Origin of the sequence: Undibacterium sp. YM2 (assembly GCF_009937975.1) — a bacterium.
In the GTDB taxonomy this organism is placed as follows: Bacteria; Pseudomonadota; Gammaproteobacteria; order Burkholderiales; family Burkholderiaceae_D; genus Undibacterium.
Genome location: NZ_AP018441.1, coordinates 889,834 through 907,656 on the forward strand (window position 1 = coordinate 889,834; position 17,823 = coordinate 907,656).

A 17,823-nucleotide genomic window follows, 5' to 3' on the forward strand; every position below is an offset into this window, starting at 1 on the left:
TCGGCATCACTCTCCAGGTAGCAATTGACGCTACCCCTGGTCTTGTAAAACTATGCTTTGAATAAATGACGGGTCAAGTATGACCGGGCGTTCCAGAATGTCCGGTCATATTCAGGATTACACCAAGACCCGACATGCAGGCACTCTTTTATCATGAAGAATTTGGCAGTACAGACTGGCGCAAGTTATTGCGTTCTCGCTGGCAATTGCTGCTTGTTGTATTGTCGGTTCATCTCTTGTTAATTCTTTTGTGGCCCAGCATAGTCAGACATAAAAATGAAGTCAGCACGCCGCTGGCTTTTGTGGTCCGCATGCTGGAAGCACCCGTACAGCGCAAGCCGGAACAGACGGCGCCTGTGATCAAACCAGCGATATCACCCAGCCAATTGCCTGTGCCAAATAAACCCCGCAACCTGGTCTTGCCAACCAGCCCCGTTACGCCTGCTGCCAGCGATGCAGGCACAGGCATCACTGTCGCGCCTGTTCTAGCAGCGAATACAGAAACCAGCGCACCGACATTAACTGGCGATAGCCCCGTCGTCATCCAGCGCGACATCAGCAAAGTCATCAAACAGGTAGAGCGTGAAATGCCTAACCGCATCCTGACCGATATCAAGCCAGAAAAATCATCCATGGTGCAATTTGGTATCAATGTCGCTGCCGCTGCGCGTCCGCGTGGTACCAGCTATCAAAACATCATCATGCCAGATGGCACCGCCATGACCAAGGTGACGACGCCAGGTGGTACGTATTGTGTGATCGGTGCAAAACCGGGAGCAGATATCACCAGGGCACCCGGCATACGGACTGTCAGTTGCGGTAGCTATTGAGGCGAGGACTGGCTTATGCTGGTAGCTTCTTATCATCCGCCTGTTCAACGCAGCCAATGGCAAATACTACTTGGCGTACTGCTGCTACACGCGTACTTGTATATGCAATGGCCGCAGTTGAAGGCGCCGCATAAAGAAGAGATAACGCAGGCAAATAGTGACAGTCTGATTTTTTTAAAGCAGCCCGAGCAAGTGAAACTGCCGACACCTTCACCAGCCAGGCAGGATGTGCCAGTGCCATCCCGCCAAAGCAGAGTCATGTCATCTCCGCGACAGAGCTCTGCGATCAATGACCAAGCAAAGGCTGTCAGCGACAAACAGCAATCGATGCCGTCAATCGAAAAAGAGTCAGCGAGCCCTGAAGCAGACAGGTTTGTTGTTGGCAAGTCGCTTAACCGTGATACACGTGATATTTTCAACGGACTGAAAAAAGATTTCCAGTACCGTGATCAGGTCAGTGCCAAACCTGCGCGTGCAGCGATGGAGAAATTTGGTACTGCGGTTCAGGTCTCTTCTACTGTCATGCGTGAAAGCTACAAGCATGAAGTACATATACTAGGTGACGGGCGACCAGTCTCGAAAGTGATTACGCCATTCGGAACTTATTGCATCGTGCATCGCAAACCAGGCGAAATCATTGGTAATGAGCTGCCTACCATACCTGTGACCTGTGGAAATTTGTAAACCGGAGGCTGAATAGCGAGGAGTAGTTTTCTATTTCTGGTTAGATGAAATGACCCCAGACGTTTGCACGTCTGAGGCATGCTTTCAATTTGTGAAATGCGTCTGCAAGTACTCAGGTTGGAACCAAATTAATGCCGATGAGGCGCTCAGTACCATTTCGTATGATTTTCAGCGTGAGTTTGCCCTGAGATGGGGAAGCTGTCTGCATGAGTTCATAAGCATGCTTGCTGTTAATGACCGTGATGCCATTGATTTCGATGATGATATCGCCAGGCAAAACGTTCGCGATGAAAGCGGGCGATTCTTCTCGCACTATATCAACGATAACCCCGGTGTTGCGCTCCAGGTTTTTTCTGAGTTCAGGCGTCAAGTCTAGCGTGGCCAGCCCGACACGCGGTTTTCTTGTCGACTTGACGAAGTAAACGGCGGCCTGGTTATAGCGTTGCTGTTCCGTCGTCAAAGGGACGACAGTCGTACCATAGGTAGTGCTGGTGCCTGAGTAATTGGCACTGCCGCCGGTGCCATTGACCGTTCCTGATGAATAGGTGGTTTTGTTATTGGGCAAGAAAAGCGGGGTCGTAATCGTTCTTGTGCCGGCAAACTTGGACGAGAACAGCACCATGACAGCGCCGTTTTGCTGCGCCTGTTCAATCATGCCGCGCTCAGATTCCTTTTCTCCGTTGAAGGAGGACTGACCAATCACGATATAGCCTTTGGAGCGGGCTATTCTGACATCTCTTGCCAGATCGTCTGATGCAAAAATCTTGGGCGCCTCATTCGGTGACAGCGTCTGTACATCCGGCAGTGTTTTCGCGTCTGCATAAGATTTATAGAATTTCTGGTAACCGCTGGCACAGCCGGACAGCATAACAGCAAGGGTGAGAATGAGGATGCGACATTGCATAAGGAGCTCCATTATTATTGAGGACATCTGTCGCTACAACATGCGAGCCGGGTAATGAGCACAGCAGCCTGTAAGACCAGCTCAGGAGCTTGTCTGGTGTTTCAGACCGGGGGCGTTTATCTTTTTTTGTTCGCAAGTAGCACCGCAGAGTAAAAGATTCTATCAATTAATCTTTACGCTGACCATATGGCATCAATGGATATGTAGAGGTGAGACTTCAAGGATCAGTCAAGGATAGCATGTAGATGCCACGGATTTTTCAGTCTAGGTGTGCACCAGAAATCTGCAAAAACAAAAATGCCCGCGCGATGCGGGCATTTTTGTTTGGGATGGGACTGACTGCTTCCCTTTAAGTTTCCCAAAGCAACTGCGGAAACCTGTTCCTGAAAATCAGGACAGATGGCCGGAAATGAGTTTAGTCATTTCAAACATGGACACTTGTTTCTTGCCACCGAAAACGGCTTTCAACTTGTCATCCGCGTTGATGTTGCGTTTGTTTGCTTCGTCTTGCAGTTTGTGCTTCTTGATGTATTCCCATACTTTTTTAGTGACTTCTGTACGAGGAATTGCTGCTGCGCCGATGACTGCTGCCAGAACTGGAGAGATAGTCATAGGTTTCATGAACGCTGCATTTGGCTTGCGTGCTGCTGCTGGCTTGGCGGCTGCTGCTTTTTTAGGAGCGGCTGCTTTTGCTGCAGGTTTCGCTGCTGCTGCCTTTGGAGCGGCTGCTTTTGCTGCTGGTTTAGCCGCTGGTTTGGCTGCCGGTTTTGCTGCTGGTTTCTTTGGTGCTGTTGCCATAAATAGCCTCCTTCACAAATTTCGTGGACGGAGCTTTGATCGTTTTGAAAAGCTCCTGCATTGCGTCACTTCACGCATCGCTAATAGTGGTGCGGTTTTTACAGGGATGCAAGTGTTTTTTGCGGGTTTTTAGTGAAAAAGTGCAGGAATTTGCCTGTCGTTGGATTTACGCCTAAAAAAATGCCGGATTAGCGCCATTTTGGCTGCTATCCGGCATTTTTCCATAGTGGGAAATATGAACAGAAATACTGAGAAAAACTCAGCGTTTACCGGGCATCATTCCCTTCATGCCGCGCAACATCTTCATCATGCCGCCGCCACGCAATTTCTTCATCATCGATTGCATTTGCTCAAACTGGGCCAGCATGCGGTTGACTTCCTGTATCTGTACGCCGGCTCCTGCGGCGATACGGCGCTTGCGCGAAGCCTTGATCAATTCCGGCTTGGACCTTTCTTGCGGTGTCATGGAATTGATCATGCCTTCCATGCGGCGTACCTGTTTTTCCGCCTGATCCATATTTGCGCCGCTGGCTGCCTGCTGCATTTGCGCTGGCAACTTGTCCATCAGGTTGGCCAGGCCACCCATATTCTTCATCTGCGAAATCTGCATCTTGAAGTCATTCATGTCGAATTTGCCGCCATCCTTGATCTTGTGTGCCAGGTCCTGTGCGGCTGCCACGTCCATGCCTTTTTGGGCTGATTCCACCAGCGCCAGGATGTCACCCATGCCAAGGATACGGTTGGCCATGCGGGTGGCATCAAACGATTCCAGGCCATCGAGTTTTTCAGCAACACCAACAAATTTGATTGGTTTACCAGTGATATGACGTACTGACAGTGCAGCACCGCCACGCGCATCGCCATCAAGCTTGGTCAGCACTACGCCTGTCAAAGGCAGGGCATCATTAAAGGCCTTGGCAGTATTGACGGCATCCTGACCCAGCATGGCATCGACCACGAACAGGGTTTCTATCGGTTTGACGGCGGCATGGACTGCAGCAATCTCTTGCATCATCGCTTCATCTATACCCAGACGACCTGCAGTATCGATGATCAGCACATCGTGATAATGCTTTTTGGCGTAATCCAGCGCGGCCAGGGCGATATCCACTGGTTTGTCGGTAGGCAGGGATGGGAAAAAGTCAGCACCAACCTGCGCTGTCACTGTCTGCAACTGGCCTATCGCGGCAGGGCGGTAAACGTCGGCAGAAACGGTTAATACCTTTTTCTTTTTTTGCTCTTTCAGATACTTGGCCAGCTTACCAACCGTCGTGGTTTTACCGGCACCCTGCAAACCTGCCATCAGTATGATTGCCGGTGGCTGGCAGTTAAAACTCAGTTGGGATGCTTCTTCACCCAGGTCGGCACCCATCAGGGCGGCCAGTTCTTTTTGTACCACGCCAACCAGGGCCTGACCCGGCGTCAGGGAAGAAATCACTTCTTCACCCATGGCTTTTTCTTTGACGCGGGCGATCAGTTCACGTACTGCTGGCAGGGAAACGTCTGCCTCCAGCAAGGCCATGCGTACTTCACGCAACATGTCGGCGGTATTGGATTCAGTCAGACGGGCTTCGCCGCGCATGGTCTTGACGACTTTGGCTAGGCGCTGGGTAAGGTTATCGAGCATGTTGGCTTAGGGGGATATTAAGAAAATTTCAATAGGGCGGTGCTCACTGTTGCTTGCAACAGGCGGTAGCAGCAGTTCAGTGGCAACAACAGCAGGCATTTTACCTGAAGCAGTGACAGAGTCTGGCATTTCGCCTGTTTCAAGCTGATGTACAGAGTAGATGTGGTCAAAATTCCGAAAATCCAGAATTATTTCAAATGTCTGTGCGGATTTTCAGACGCATGAGGGATACTACTGATATATTTTACTCAAAAAATCAGTTAAAACCGGGGTGCGGGCCTTCATTCGTGCTTGGTATGAAGTCTGCTAATAAGAGTGCTATCCCAGAGCTTGTTACAAAATCAAGATGGCTGCACATTCTGCAATGTCAGCCAGGTTTTGTCGCCAGTTCAAAAATAGACGCTCAATAATCTGGAGACAATCATGAGACGACTTCATCGTGCCTGGCGCCTGCCACGCATACTTACCCTGTGCACCCTGATTGCTTCGTCCGGCTACAGCCTGGCAGAGGAAGGTGTCACTGATAATAGTATATTAATAGGGCAAACCGTAGGCCTGACCGGCCAGATTGCCGGGCCGGTCAAAGAAATGAATGCCGGTGCTGCCGCTTACTTTAACCAGATTAACAAGAATGGTGGTGTGCACGGCCGCAAGATAGAGTTGCACATCGTCGATGACAAGTTTGATCCCGTGATTGCCGCTGCCAACGCCGAGACACTGATCAAGAAAGACCATGTCTTTGCCTTGTTCCAGTCGCGCGGCACACCGCATACCCAGGCTATTCTGCCTGTACTGGCGTCCAGCAAGGTGCCGCTGGTGGCGCCGAGCACCGGTGCGGCAGTGTTCCATAATCCGGTTAATCGCTACGTATTCAATGTCAGGGCCAGGTATCAGGATGAAGTAAAAAAGGCTGTCGAGCAGTTTTCTACCATAGGCCTCAAAGATATCGCCATCGTGCATGTCGATGATACTTTTGGTGGCGATGGCCTGATCGGCTTTACCACTGCGATGGACAGCTTCAAACTCAAGCCTTCCCTGATCAGCAAGTATGACAGGGCAAAACCTGACGTGCCCAAGGCAATAGACGAGGTCGTCAAATCTCCCGCCAAGGCGCTCATCATCGTTGGTTCTGCCACCACCGTGGCAGAACTGATCCGTGGTTTGCGTGCCAAGGGCAGCACCGTACAAATCATGACTCTCTCGAATAATGCTTCGCAATCCTTCATTGATTCCCTCGGACCGGTAGCAACTGGTGTGATGGTGTCACAGATTATGCCTGCACCACATCTGGTATCTTCTACTCTGGGGCAAGAATTCAAGACCATCGCCAAGGACAATGGCGTGCCACCATCTTATGCGGCAATGGAAGGCTTCGTCTCTGCCAAATTGCTGGTGGAGGGCTTGAAGCGGGCAGGCAAGGGCCTGACGCGGGAAGGCCTGATACGCGCGCTGGAGTCCATGCACAAGGTCGATCTGGGCGGTGTCACAGTCACTTATAGTGATCGCGACCATAGCGGTAGTGAGTTTGTCGATTTGACGATGATAGGGCGGGATGGTAAGTTTTTGCGCTAGGTGTATCAAGATGAGCCAGTGCGAAAACACGGAATGCCTTTGAAACTAAATCCGGTTTTTCGCATCATGCTTGTTCAGTCGCGTAAAGAAACCTGAATGAAATCAGTTGTTTACTAAAATCTTCGTGCTGGCACAATATCTGCTAATCAGTACGCGTAGGAAAAATCAAATCAAAACCCAGGAGACAAAGATGTTCAAAAAGATTTTGCTTGCCAGCCTTATTACTTCCGGACTATTTGCCAGCGCTGCCCAGGCCCAGGAGGTTGTCAGGCTGGGTAACCTGAAATTCGCTCATTACGGCGCAGTTTCCTATATCAAGGAAATCGCCCCCAAATGCGGCATCAAGGTAGAAGAGCGTGTGTTCGCCAAAGGCCTGGATGCCATGCAGGCCGTGATTGCCGGCGAGCTTGATGTGGGAGCAGTATCTTCGGAAGCAGTGATTTCTGCCCGTGCCAGCGGTACCCCAATTTACCTGGTGGCTGGTTTTGCCAAAGGTGGTGCGCGCCTGGTAGGACGTGCTGACCTGGGCATGAAGACCGTTAAGGATTTGAAAGGCAAAAAAGTTGGCGTCACCCGCGGCGGTATCCAGGACATTTTGCTGGCCGCCGAACTGGCACAAAATGGCCTGACTTACTCCGACCAGCCAGGTAAGGATGTGCAAATCATTTATCTCGGTTTCCCTGACCTGAACCAGGCTCTGCTGGGCAAGAATATCGATGCCATCATGCAGTCCGAGCCTTATTCTTCCCAGGCCATCAACAAGGGTTTTGGCAATGAAATCATCAAGCCTTACGATACCCCGATAGGCGAACCGGTTCGTACCATGGTCATGACCGAGAAGTTTTATAAAGAACGTCGCCAGGTTGCAGAAAAATTCATGCGCTGCTTTGTTGAGGCGACCAAGACCTTTATCGACAATAAAGAACTGGCTGAAAAATATGTGCGTGAAAACATGTTCAAAGGGCAGGTCAGCCATGAAGACTTTGTCAATGCCATAGAAAACTCGCCTTATTCGTATGACGTGACGGCAGAGCACATCCAGATCACTACTGATCTGATGCAAAAATATGGCGTGGGCAAAATGGCCAAGCCACCCGTCGCCAAGGACTGGGTCAAAACTGATCTGTTGGAACAAGCCAAGAAGAGCCTAAACATAAAATAGGCATCATTCAGTCTTTAGCTTGAGCAAGGGGTGAGCAGGCTCTTTTGAGCAAAATTGGCTCACCCGGCTCTTTCAATTCTTGAAGGAAAAATCATGAAATTCAAATGGCGTGAAATTGGCGCGGGGCTGATTGTGCCCGTTATTCTGATTGCGATCTGGCATGTAGTGACCAGCATGGGCTGGGTCAATGCCCAGGTCTTGCCTACGCCGATGGCGGTAGTAAAAAAATGGATAGAGTATGCATCCCCTTATGAAGCCAGAGATGTGGCAACAACGAGCTGGCTGGCCTGGGCTTTTTCGGGTGAGTTGATACGTGACACCATGGGCAGTATGTACCGTGTGCTGGTTGGCTTTGTGGTTGGTGCAGGTCTGGCATTGCCGCTGGGCCTGGCGATGGGCTCCAGTCAAAGGATGTATGCATGGATGAATCCCCTGATTCAGGTTTTGCGCCCCATACCACCGATAGCCTATATCCCGTTATCGATACTGTGGTTTGGTCTGGGTAATCCACCAGCCATCTTCCTGATCGCGATCGGCGCATTTTTCCCGGTATTGATGAACACCATCGCTGGTGTCCGCCATGTCGATGGCATCTATATCAGGGCAGCACGCAATCTGGGGGCCAGCCAGACCACCATGTTTGTACGCGTCATGTTGCCAGCGGCTGTACCTTATATCTTGTCTGGTGTACGTATCGGTATAGGTACTGCTTTTATCGTGGTCATCGTTTCGGAAATGATTGCCGTGAACAATGGTCTGGGTTTTCGCATACTGGAGGCGCGTGAGTATTTTTGGTCTGACAAGATTATTGCGGGCATGATCAGCATAGGTTTGCTGGGTTTGGCAATTGATCTGGCGATGAATAAATTGAATAACTATTTGCTGCGCTGGCACCGTGGATTGGAGAACTGAGATGAATTCTACTCATATCAAAATTGAAGGCGTGAATAAAATCTTCAAAACGGCTGACAAAGAAGTCGTGGCTTTGCGTGACATTAATCTGGAGATACCTGAAGGTCAGTTTGTCTGTCTGCTGGGCCCTTCTGGTTGTGGCAAGTCAACCCTGCTGAACGCGGTTGCGGGGTTTTCACTACCCACTTCCGGCAATATTATTGCAAATGGGCAGAAGGTCAGTTCTCCAGGCCCGGACCGTGGCATGGTGTTCCAGGAATATGCATTGTTCCCCTGGATGACAGTAGAGCAGAACATCGCCTTTGGTCTGGAAATCAAGGGCATGGCCAAGGCTGAGATACAGCAGCGTGTCGCCAGCCTGCTGGGCATGCTGGGTCTGAGTGATTTCAAGGCACGCTTTCCCAAGGATTTATCTGGCGGTATGCGTCAGCGCGTTGCAATTGCCCGTGTATTGGCGCTGGATTCGCCTATCATGTTAATGGATGAACCCTTCGGTGCGCTGGATGCCCTGACACGCCGTAACTTGCAGGACGAATTATTGCGCATCTGGTCAGAACTGAAGAAAACCATCATTTTTGTGACCCATAGTATAGAAGAGGCAATTTACCTGGCTGACCGTATCATCGTCATGACTTACCGGCCAGGTACGGTAAAAAAAGACCTGATCGTCGAACTACCACGTTCGCGTGATCCTTCTGATCCTGGCTTCAATGCCTTGAAGCGTGAACTTGGTCAGTTGGTCATGGAAGAGCAGCAAAGACATCACAATGATGAATTGAAGATGGCGGCGGTAGATTAAGCAGCAAGCTGGAGACAGGAAGTAAGAAGTAAAAAGTTAGAAGTAGGAACGCGGACGCGCCCATAAAAACATAAGGAGAGACATCATGCTGAAATTCGTACGAATGGTAGTAGCGGGATTGGTTTTCTTGTTGGGCGCGTCCAGTCATGCGCAAAATGCCCATGGCACGGCACCTGAGGCTGTCGCCATGGTGCAAAAAGTCATTGCCAGTATCAAGGCGAATGGCAGGGACAAGACTTTTGCTGATGTTAATAATCTGCAAGGGCCTTTCCGTGACCGCGACCTGTATGTCACCATCAATGATATGAATGGCAAGAATCTGGCCCATGGTGCAAATGCCAAGATGCAGGGCAAGGACTTGATGGATTTAAAGGATGCCGATGGCAAGCTGTTCGTACGCGAGCGTATGGAGCTCGCCAAAACCAAGGGTAAGGGCTGGCAAGACTATAAGTTCGTCAACCCTGTCTCGAAACAGATAGAGCAAAAATCCATGTACTTTGAAAAGTATGAAGACATCGTTATCAACTGTGGTATCTATAAGTAAGAGCTTGTGACAGCGCCGCCTGTTGACAGTGCCCGTCACCGGCGCCTGATCTTTATTTGTGTGGCGGCGGTCAGTATTGTGCTGGTGGTCGCCAGTTATTTTGTGGCGGCCAGCATTGCCAGGGACAATAGCCGTCAGGCCGGTGACAGGCAGTTGCAGATTATTGCGCTGGATATTGAGTCTGTACTTGAGCGCTACGAAACCCTGCCTTTTGCGATTTCTTATCTGCCAATGACGGCAGAGGCTTTGTTGCACAAGGAAGATGGCAAGCTGACGCAGGCGCTGAACCTGAGTTTGCAGGAGCTGGCTGAGCAAGCCAAGGTTGCCGCCATCTACCTCATGGATGTGCAGGGTAATACCATCGCGGCCAGCAACTGGAATACTGAGCAAACTTATCTGGGTCAGAACTTTGCTTTCAGACCCTATTTTTCTGAAGCCTTAAAGCAGGGCAAGCCCGGCCATTTCTATGCGATAGGAAATACCACCAATATCCCTGGCTATTTTATTTCCCAACCCGTCTATCCACCCGGCAGAAAGCGTGGCAGCCAGGCACCGATAGGCGTGATCGCCGTCAAGATCATCCTCAACGAATTTGAGCAAGCCTGGGGCAGTAGTGAAGAACCCATCGCCCTCAGCGACAGGCATGGCGTCGTGTTTTTAAGTAATCGCGCCTCCTGGAAATACCATAGCCTGCAAAGCCTGTCGCCTGCTGTGCAGCAGGATTTAAAGGCGACTTTGCAATACGGTGGCAAGCATATAGAAGCCATTGCCCAATTGCCGCTGAAGGAAAAGAAAGGCTATGACGAATATCTGCAAAGACCGATAGGGCGTTTGAACTGGCAGTTAATGTTATTCCCGGAGCAAGGCAAAGTCACGCGCGCGGGTTTGCAATCTGCGCTGGTGGTGGCTTTGATACTCGGTATAGCACTGGCCTTTGCTGCCGTATTTGACCAGCGCCGCCGCAGGCTGGAAGAGGGACGGCTGGCGCAGCGGGCCCTGAAGAAAGCAGCGGATGAACTGGAGCTGCATATCGCCGAGCGCACCCGGCAATTGACGCAGGCGAATGCAGAACTTGAAAGCCGCTACCTGACACTCAAGCAGACTGAAAACCTGCTGCGCTCTACCCAGAATGAAATGGTGCAGGCTGGCAAACTAGCGATGCTGGGCCAGATGGCAACCGGCATCACTCATGAATTGAACCAGCCACTGACCGCAATACGCGCCTTTGCCGATAACGCCATCACCTTCATGAACCGTGGCAAGGCTGAGCAGGCTTTGGCCAATCTGGAACATATTAGCCACGCCAGCGAACGCATGGGCAGCATCATTGCCCAGCTCAAGGGTTTTGCCAGGAAGAGCCCGAACGCCATCGCCGAAGTCGATGTGCAGACAGCCATTCAGTCCGCAGTCAGTTTGCTGCGCAGCGAAACTGAGAGGCGTGGCGTCAAATTGAGTGTGTATGTAGATGAGCACGCCCGGGTGCTGGGAGATACCGTCAGGATAGAACAAGTCCTGATCAACCTGATACGCAATGCACTGGATGCGGTAGAAAACAGCCCGGTCAGGGAAGTCGATGTCAGACTAAGTAAATGGCAGGATATGGCAAGAATCACGATCGCCGACACCGGTACCGGCATACCCGAGCATGTGGCCGGCCATTTGTTTGAGCCATTTTTTACGACAAAGGAAATTGGCCAGGGACTGGGGCTGGGGCTGGCGATTTCTTCTTCCATCGTGCAGGCCATGAATGGCAGCCTGGTGGCTGATAACCGCCCGGATGGCGGTGCTGAATTCACGGTCTGTATCCCGCTGGCTGATCAGGCGAGTACAAGTTAGTACCGCTGATCGCGTATGACTGTATACATAGTGTAAGGAAACAGTATGACTCAAATGCTCGCTATATTAATAGAGGATGAGCAGGCGGTGCGCCTGGCGACGACCCAGACGCTGGAGCTCGGTGGTTTTGAAGTGCAGGCTTGCGCCAGTGCTGAACTGGCCGATGCCTATATCAAGGCAGACTATGCCGGCATTATCGTCACCGATGTGCGCTTGCCCGGCAAGTCTGGCCTTGACGTGCTGGAAAAAGTACGCGGCATTGATGCCGAACTGCCCGTCATCATCATCACCGGCCATGGCGATGTCAGCATGGCGGTAGAAGCTATGCGCCACGGTGCTTATGATTTTCTGGAAAAACCATTTGCAGCGGAGCGCCTGCTCGATGCCTGCCTGCGTGCCCAGGAAAAGCGGCGGCTGGTCATGGAAAACCGCAAGCTCAAATTATCCTGGTTGAATCATGCGGCCACACCAGACTTGATAGGCCAAAGTCCGCAAATAGAAAAAGTCAGGAAATTCATACAAAGCATAGGCCCGACACAGGTTGATGTCTTGATCAACGGTGCGACTGGTTCCGGCAAGGAAGTGGTGGCGCGGCAATTGCACCTGGCCAGTGGCTGCAAAGGCGAGTTTGTCGCTATCAATTGCGGTGCCTTGCCAGAGTCTGTCTTTGAGAGCGAAATCTTTGGTCATGAAGCTGGTGCCTTCACCAGCGCCCAGAAACGCCGCATAGGCAAGCTGGAGTACGCGCAAGGTGGTACGGTATTTCTTGATGAAATTGAAAGTATGCCGCTGAACCTGCAAATCAAATTGCTCAGGGTTCTGCAGGAACGCACTCTCGAAAGACTGGGCGGCAATCAATCTATTGCACTGGATTGCCGCATCATCGCGGCTACCAAAACAGACTTGCTGAAACTGAGCATGCAAGGGCAGTTCCGTGAAGACTTGTATTACCGCCTCAGCGTCGTCACCATGCATTTGCCCAAACTGAATGACAGGCGGGAAGATATTCCCTTGTTGCTCTCGTATTTTGTACAGAGAGCCTCCCTGCGTTATCAAAAGCAGGTGCCGGCCTGGTCTGCTGCACAAATGCAATTATGGATGCAGGCAGACTGGCAGGGTAATGTACGTGAGTTGCGCAATTTCGCCGATCAACTGGTGCTGGGAGTGGCTGAATTTGCGGATCTGCCCGCTCCGCAAACCGGACAAATCCAGGCGACGGCTGCTTGCAGCCTGCCTGAAAAGCTGGATGTGTATGAAGCCAGCCTGATCCAGGCTGCACTGGAAAAGAGCGCCAATAATGTGGCAGCCGCTGCCGAAGCGCTGGGCATCCCCAAGAAAACCCTGTACGACAAGATAAAAAAATATCAAAAAAGCTTGTCATCAATCAATCCGGTGGCAAGTTAAGGGGTACTTGGGGAAGTCGCGGAACATGCATAATCCGACTTTTCATGCGACTTGGTGTAAACTTGTCCCATGCAAATCTATCTATCATTCCTTGCCGCTGCTTTATATATATTGAGCATAGTCCTGCCCGGGCGCTGGCTGACGCTGTCAAATGCCGTCAGCGCACTGGCCTGGCTGACACATGGCATGGCTTTGTGGCTGACGATTTTCCCTGATCACGCGCTCAGGGTGGGCTTTGCCGTGATGTTATCCGCCGCGCTATGGGTATCCGTGTTTGTCTGCTGGCTGGAAAATCGCAACGCCTCCCTTGATGGCTTGCGCTTGTTACTGATGCCCAATGCCGCGTTGATGGCTGTCTTGCCCAGTTTTTTTCCAGGCAGCCTGATTGCCCTGGCTGGCAAGACTGCCATGTTTCCCTGGCATGTCGTGGTCGCCATGCTGGCCTATAGCACGCTGACGATAGCGGCCTTTCATGCGGTCGTCATGACAGTACAAGACAAGCATCTGCATCAATTGCGTGCGGTAAAAAATGTGGAATGGCTAAATACCCTGATAGACAGGCTACCTGCCTTGCTGACCATGGAAAAAATACTGTTCCGTTTTGTCCTGTTTGGTTTTGTTTTGCTCACGCTGACAGTCTTGTCAGGTGTGATATTTTCAGAGCAGGTTCTGGGCGTAGCTTTTAAATGGGATCACAAGACCCTGCTGTCTCTCCTGTCCTGGCTCTTGTTTGCCATTTTGCTGACAGGACGTTACTGGCGTGGCTGGCGTGGTAAAACTGTCTTGAGTTTCACACTCTCAGGATTTATCACCTTGCTGCTGGCTTATGTAGGCAGCCGTTTTGTGCTGGAAGTCTTGTTACACAGGAGCCTGTCATGAGGTTACTGTTCTGGCTGGGGCTGGTGATACTGGTGATCCTGGCCCTGAAGAAAAAAATACAGCCCCCTGCTACGGGGTCTGGCAATCCTGAACAACCGCTGGAGCCAGGAAATGCCGGTTCACAGCACGCCGGATCGGCTGAAACCATGGTTTGCTGTGCGCATTGCCAGATTTATTTACCCGCATCAGAAGCCGTGCAGCGCGCCGGGCAGGTTTACTGCAGCCAAGAACATGCTGATCTTGCATGAGCTTGCCAGCCGACAGGACGCCAATGTCTGAAGCACTCCACGACGCGTCCGAACCTTCGCACTCGTTCTGGCGCTCGCTGCAAACGCTGAATGCCTCGCGCATCGTGGTGGCTGCCAGCTTGCTGATCTTGCTGAGTTTGCGCAGTGGTAAAGATATCTGGACCAGTGGGCCCTTGTTCGGACGTGACATAGGCCTGATCTATCTGTCGGTGGCGATAGGCTTTGTGGTGCTCAAGCAAGTGTATCCCCGCCGTTTCATGTGGCAACTGACAACCCAGATACTGCTCGACATCATCATCATCTCCATCATGTACCTGGCTGGCGGAGGGAATAAAAGTGGTTTGGGTATTCTGTATTTGTTTCCGCTGGCAGGTGCCGCCATATTGAGTCCCCTGGTCTGGTCATTCTTTTTTGCTTCCATTGTTGTTTTGTTTTTGTTGGGCGAAAGTGTTTACCACTACTTGCAACTGGAAGATGGTACCCCCTTGTCGCAGGCTGGATTGTTTGGGGCTGCCTATTTTGCAGTTGTGTCTGTGGTCAACCGGCTGGCACACAATCTGATCAACCAGGAGCAACTGGCTGTACAGCGCGGCAATGCCCTTGCCATGCAACAGTCCATCAACCAGTTGGTGATTGCAGATATGGGGGATGGCATCCTGGTTCTGGATCAGGATGGATGTATGTTTGAGATCAATCCAGCGGCGACGCGCATGCTGGGCGGTAACCTGAACAAGGACATGATAGGTGTGGAGCTGGGCAGTATTCCGGCTTTGCGTCCGATTGTTGAAGTTTTGAATAATATGCACGGGCGCTCCAGCTTGCCGGACCGTCGTAAGGAAGAAGAAATCTCCTTTGTATCAATACGCTGTTATCTCGACGATCCCAAGCCGGAACTCGGGGAAATAGCAGCCGATACCGCCACCAGAGAGCGCGTCGAGCGTGAACGCCCACATTTTGTGACGCACCTTAAGCTGCGCTTTGTTGCCATCAAAGCGGTTAATGCAGGTGGTTTCAGGGAGCGCAATGGCGGCTACACGATTATTTTCATGCAGGATGTGTCAGATATAGAAAATCAGGCGCAGCAACTGAAGTTGGCATCGATGGGACGCCTCACCGCAAGTATCGCTCATGAAGTGCGTAATCCCCTGTCGTCGATTTCTTATGCAGCCTCGTTGCTGAATGAAGACCTCGGGCACCCCGGGCAGGAAAACAAGCAGGCAAAACGTTTGCTGAAGATTGTTGATGATAATGTAGCACGCCTGAACCAGCTCATAGAAGATATCCTGAAGCTCTCACGCAAGGCGCAATCGGATGTGGAGCCATATCTGGTGATGGACCAGATTGAAGAAATGGTCAGGGATTTTATAGAAACACGTAACTTGCCCACTGATTTTATTGCGGTATTGAAAAACGAAAACTTCCTCGTCAACTTTGACCCCAGTCATTTGCGCGAAGTCGTCTTGAATCTTTTGTCGAATGCCATACGCTACGCCAGTGGGCAAACAGCCAGTATCAAACTGTTTGCCTGTATTAATAGTAGTGGCCGGCAAGAGTTGCATATACAAGATGATGGACCGGCAATTCCGTATGAAGTGAGGTCGCACTTGTTTGAGCCGTTTTACACTACTTCACGTATGGGCACCGGTCTGGGCTTGTATATGGCTAGGGAGTTGTGTTTGAATAACCATGCCTTGCTTGACTATGAATACCGGGTTGAAGAAACCGAAGCAGGAAAGACAGAGCCCAGTGGGCGTTTTGTAATTAATTTCTCTGGATACAGTGCATGAGTATGATAGAAGCTGCGGCCTGTCCCCGCATCCTGGTAGTGGATGATGAGGCGCACCTGCGCGAACTGCTGGAGATTACCCTGATCAAAATGGGGCTGGATGTCGATAGCGCAGAAACCCTGGCACTGGCCCGCGCCCATTTGAGCAAGCGTAGCTATGCACTGGTATTGACCGATATGCGTCTGCCGGATGGCTCGGGTATGGAGCTGGTGCAGGAAGTGAGTGCACTATATAAAAATACGCCCATTGCCGTGATCACTGCTTTTGGTAGTGCCGACAATGCCGTGGTTGCCTTGAAGGCCGGTGCTTTCGACTATGTATCCAAGCCAGTGGCGCTTGACCAGTTGCGCAAGCTCGTCAGGTCGGCCCTGCAAACCAATGAGGTTCAAAAAGTACAACTGGCGACTCCGGAAAAACTGAACGTCCCCGCCAGTTCTTTCATGATAGGCCAGTCGCAAGGCATGCAAGAGGTCAGGGCGCAGATCAGCCGTCTGGCACGCAGCATGGCACCGGTTATTATTACTGGCGAATCTGGTAGCGGCAAGGAGTTGGCGGCGCGCGAAATACACACCAGCAGTGCCAGGGCTGATAAACCTTTTATCGCTGTCAATTGCGGGGCAATTCCCGAGACCTTGATGGAAGCGGAATTCTTTGGTTACAGAAAAGGCGCATTTACCGGCGCTGCTGATGACAGGGAAGGCTTTTTCCAGGCTGCCAACGGCGGCACCTTGATGCTTGATGAAGTAGCCGACCTGCCTTTGCCCATGCAAGTCAAGTTACTGCGTGCCATACAGGAAAGGCGCGTGCGCAAGGTTGGTGCCACGGTTGAAGAGGCAGTCGATGTGCGCATTATCAGTGCGACCCACCAGAACCTGGCAATCTGCGTAGAAGAAGGGCGCTTCCGGCAAGACTTGTATTACCGCCTGAATGTCATTGAATTGCACTTGCCACCTCTGCGCGAAAGACTGGAGGATATAGTCGAGCTGTCGCGCAATATCCTCAAAAAACTGACTGGCAATGATGTTGATATGTCAGTAGAGGCAACTGATGCCTTGATCAGTTATGACTTTCCCGGCAATGTGCGTGAGCTGGAAAACATATTGGAGCGCGCAGTTGCCTTTGCCAATGATGGCTGCATAGAGGTCAGCGACCTGGCCTTGCGCGGAACCAGGAAGTTGCCTGAACTGCCTATAGCACAGCCGGTCCCGACCGCTATTATCAATAATCATAGCGATATTGTTCCTGAATTACCCGCTGTTACCACGCTGGATGTATTCTCTGCTCCAAGTTTGCCTTGCTCGCTGCCCGACTATCTCGAAAGCGTAGAGCGCGAAATGATACGCCGTGCCCTGCAGCAGACCCGTAACAACCGTACCCAGGCGGCAGAATTGCTGGGTGTGAGTTTCCGTCAACTGCGTTACCAGATACAGAAACTGAAGATCCAGGAGTAAATTATTTAGTTGTGTCTTTTAGTTGCATCTGTTGATGATGGCGATTCTGGCCGCATGCGTCCGGCCAATTGCCTGCTTGTAGCGTGATAGCTGCAAGACCACCATCAGTCTCACTTTCTTGATTCCATTGCCACACCCATTTTGGGAATCATTTGCCAGGTAATACCAGGCTCCGCTACTAGTGAGCTGTAACAGTGAAAATCGGAGTGCCTGTCATGCGCGCGACGATCATGGCTGCGTTGCAAATACTCGCGATAGCCCCGCTATCGCTGTGTTTTGCGTCTTGCCCTGATGCGCCGGGCGCATGTCCTTCACTTTCGATTCCACTGTTACAGTCCACTAGCATGAAATTAAATGTTAGTGCCCGCTCGCAGCGGCACTAACGC

At 51.3% G+C, this 17,823-nt stretch carries 16 protein-coding genes; 13 read left to right on the forward strand and 3 right to left on the reverse strand.

The window, feature by feature from the left end; translation table 11 throughout:
* The first annotated feature begins 134 nt into the window (after nucleotides 1-134).
* Complete coding sequence (locus UNDYM_RS04090; protein ID WP_162039894.1) at nucleotides 135-830, forward strand: hypothetical protein; 696 nt, start codon at nucleotides 135-137, stop codon at nucleotides 828-830.
* Between the two features lie 258 nt (nucleotides 831-1,088).
* Nucleotides 1,089-1,514: a hypothetical protein gene (locus UNDYM_RS04095; RefSeq protein WP_162039895.1), complete on the forward strand. Its 426-nt coding sequence runs from the start codon at nucleotides 1,089-1,091 to the stop codon at nucleotides 1,512-1,514.
* A gap of 112 nt (nucleotides 1,515-1,626) precedes the next feature.
* Here the strand turns inward: UNDYM_RS04095 and UNDYM_RS04100 are convergent, their stop codons facing one another.
* The 3 genes from UNDYM_RS04100 to ffh all read right to left on the reverse strand — a co-directional run bounded on the left by UNDYM_RS04100 (nucleotide 1,627) and on the right by ffh (nucleotide 4,843).
* The gene (locus UNDYM_RS04100) at nucleotides 1,627-2,418 is read right to left on the reverse strand and encodes a PDZ domain-containing protein (RefSeq protein ID WP_162039896.1); all 792 of its coding nucleotides are present in this window, start codon (nucleotides 2,416-2,418) and stop codon (nucleotides 1,627-1,629) included.
* 390 nt (nucleotides 2,419-2,808) lie between these two features.
* Nucleotides 2,809-3,216, reverse strand: coding sequence for an SWIB/MDM2 domain-containing protein (locus UNDYM_RS04105; RefSeq protein WP_162039897.1), 408 nt, complete (start codon nucleotides 3,214-3,216; stop codon nucleotides 2,809-2,811).
* Nucleotides 3,217-3,475: 259 nt separating this feature from the next.
* Nucleotides 3,476-4,843 carry a signal recognition particle protein gene (gene ffh / locus UNDYM_RS04110; RefSeq protein WP_162039898.1) on the reverse strand — a complete coding sequence of 456 codons (1,368 nt, stop codon included), beginning with the start codon at nucleotides 4,841-4,843 and terminating at the stop codon, nucleotides 3,476-3,478.
* A 423-nt stretch (nucleotides 4,844-5,266) separates the two neighbouring features.
* On the opposite strand from ffh, the gene UNDYM_RS04115 reads away from it, so the two are divergent.
* The 11 genes from UNDYM_RS04115 to UNDYM_RS04165 all read left to right on the forward strand — a co-directional run bounded on the left by UNDYM_RS04115 (nucleotide 5,267) and on the right by UNDYM_RS04165 (nucleotide 17,437).
* The gene (locus UNDYM_RS04115) at nucleotides 5,267-6,415 is read left to right on the forward strand and encodes an ABC transporter substrate-binding protein (protein WP_162039899.1); all 1,149 of its coding nucleotides are present in this window, start codon (nucleotides 5,267-5,269) and stop codon (nucleotides 6,413-6,415) included.
* 190 nt (nucleotides 6,416-6,605) lie between these two features.
* Nucleotides 6,606-7,577, forward strand: coding sequence for an ABC transporter substrate-binding protein (locus tag UNDYM_RS04120; RefSeq protein ID WP_162039900.1), 972 nt, complete (start codon nucleotides 6,606-6,608; stop codon nucleotides 7,575-7,577).
* A gap of 93 nt (nucleotides 7,578-7,670) precedes the next feature.
* Nucleotides 7,671-8,489: an ABC transporter permease gene (locus UNDYM_RS04125; protein WP_162039901.1), complete on the forward strand. Its 819-nt coding sequence runs from the start codon at nucleotides 7,671-7,673 to the stop codon at nucleotides 8,487-8,489.
* Between the two features lies 1 nt (nucleotide 8,490).
* Nucleotides 8,491-9,288 carry an ABC transporter ATP-binding protein gene (locus UNDYM_RS04130; protein ID WP_162039902.1) on the forward strand — a complete coding sequence of 266 codons (798 nt, stop codon included), beginning with the start codon at nucleotides 8,491-8,493 and terminating at the stop codon, nucleotides 9,286-9,288.
* 85 nt (nucleotides 9,289-9,373) lie between these two features.
* Nucleotides 9,374-9,832, forward strand: a complete 459-nt coding sequence (locus UNDYM_RS04135; RefSeq protein ID WP_162039903.1) for a cache domain-containing protein — start codon at nucleotides 9,374-9,376, stop codon at nucleotides 9,830-9,832.
* Between the two features lie 6 nt (nucleotides 9,833-9,838).
* The gene (locus UNDYM_RS04140) at nucleotides 9,839-11,668 is read left to right on the forward strand and encodes an ATP-binding protein (protein WP_162039904.1); all 1,830 of its coding nucleotides are present in this window, start codon (nucleotides 9,839-9,841) and stop codon (nucleotides 11,666-11,668) included.
* A 54-nt stretch (nucleotides 11,669-11,722) separates the two neighbouring features.
* Nucleotides 11,723-13,072, forward strand: a complete 1,350-nt coding sequence (locus tag UNDYM_RS04145) for a sigma-54 dependent transcriptional regulator (protein ID WP_162044438.1) — start codon at nucleotides 11,723-11,725, stop codon at nucleotides 13,070-13,072.
* A 69-nt stretch (nucleotides 13,073-13,141) separates the two neighbouring features.
* Nucleotides 13,142-13,951 (forward strand): inner membrane protein YpjD, encoded by an 810-nt coding sequence (locus UNDYM_RS04150; protein ID WP_162039905.1) that lies wholly within the window; start codon nucleotides 13,142-13,144, stop codon nucleotides 13,949-13,951.
* Complete coding sequence (locus UNDYM_RS04155; protein WP_162039906.1) at nucleotides 13,948-14,199, forward strand: PP0621 family protein; 252 nt, start codon at nucleotides 13,948-13,950, stop codon at nucleotides 14,197-14,199. The genes UNDYM_RS04150 and UNDYM_RS04155 overlap by 4 nt, the downstream gene beginning before the upstream one ends.
* A 23-nt stretch (nucleotides 14,200-14,222) precedes the next feature.
* Complete coding sequence (locus UNDYM_RS04160) at nucleotides 14,223-15,986, forward strand: PAS domain-containing sensor histidine kinase (RefSeq protein WP_162039907.1); 1,764 nt, start codon at nucleotides 14,223-14,225, stop codon at nucleotides 15,984-15,986.
* Nucleotides 15,983-17,437, forward strand: a complete 1,455-nt coding sequence (locus tag UNDYM_RS04165) for a sigma-54 dependent transcriptional regulator (protein WP_304941425.1) — start codon at nucleotides 15,983-15,985, stop codon at nucleotides 17,435-17,437. Before UNDYM_RS04160 ends, UNDYM_RS04165 begins: the two co-directional genes overlap by 4 nt.
* Nucleotides 17,438-17,823 lie beyond the last annotated feature (386 nt).

Bases quoted from the DNA above. Each gene is read 5' to 3' on its own strand.
- UNDYM_RS04090 (WP_162039894.1), top strand. From the start codon at position 135: ATGCAGGCACTCTTTTATCATGAAGAATTTGGCAGTACAGACTGGCGC.
- UNDYM_RS04095 (WP_162039895.1), top strand. From the start codon at position 1,089: ATGTCATCTCCGCGACAGAGCTCTGCGATCAATGACCAAGCAAAGGCT.
- UNDYM_RS04100 (WP_162039896.1), bottom strand. From the start codon at position 2,418: ATGCAATGTCGCATCCTCATTCTCACCCTTGCTGTTATGCTGTCCGGC.
- UNDYM_RS04105 (WP_162039897.1), bottom strand. From the start codon at position 3,216: ATGGCAACAGCACCAAAGAAACCAGCAGCAAAACCGGCAGCCAAACCA.
- ffh (WP_162039898.1), bottom strand. From the start codon at position 4,843: ATGCTCGATAACCTTACCCAGCGCCTAGCCAAAGTCGTCAAGACCATG.
- UNDYM_RS04115 (WP_162039899.1), top strand. From the start codon at position 5,267: ATGAGACGACTTCATCGTGCCTGGCGCCTGCCACGCATACTTACCCTG.
- UNDYM_RS04120 (WP_162039900.1), top strand. From the start codon at position 6,606: ATGTTCAAAAAGATTTTGCTTGCCAGCCTTATTACTTCCGGACTATTT.
- UNDYM_RS04125 (WP_162039901.1), top strand. From the start codon at position 7,671: ATGAAATTCAAATGGCGTGAAATTGGCGCGGGGCTGATTGTGCCCGTT.
- UNDYM_RS04130 (WP_162039902.1), top strand. From the start codon at position 8,491: ATGAATTCTACTCATATCAAAATTGAAGGCGTGAATAAAATCTTCAAA.
- UNDYM_RS04135 (WP_162039903.1), top strand. From the start codon at position 9,374: ATGCTGAAATTCGTACGAATGGTAGTAGCGGGATTGGTTTTCTTGTTG.
- UNDYM_RS04145 (WP_162044438.1), top strand. From the start codon at position 11,723: ATGCTCGCTATATTAATAGAGGATGAGCAGGCGGTGCGCCTGGCGACG.
- UNDYM_RS04150 (WP_162039905.1), top strand. From the start codon at position 13,142: ATGCAAATCTATCTATCATTCCTTGCCGCTGCTTTATATATATTGAGC.
- UNDYM_RS04155 (WP_162039906.1), top strand. From the start codon at position 13,948: ATGAGGTTACTGTTCTGGCTGGGGCTGGTGATACTGGTGATCCTGGCC.
- UNDYM_RS04160 (WP_162039907.1), top strand. From the start codon at position 14,223: ATGTCTGAAGCACTCCACGACGCGTCCGAACCTTCGCACTCGTTCTGG.
- UNDYM_RS04165 (WP_304941425.1), top strand. From the start codon at position 15,983: ATGAGTATGATAGAAGCTGCGGCCTGTCCCCGCATCCTGGTAGTGGAT.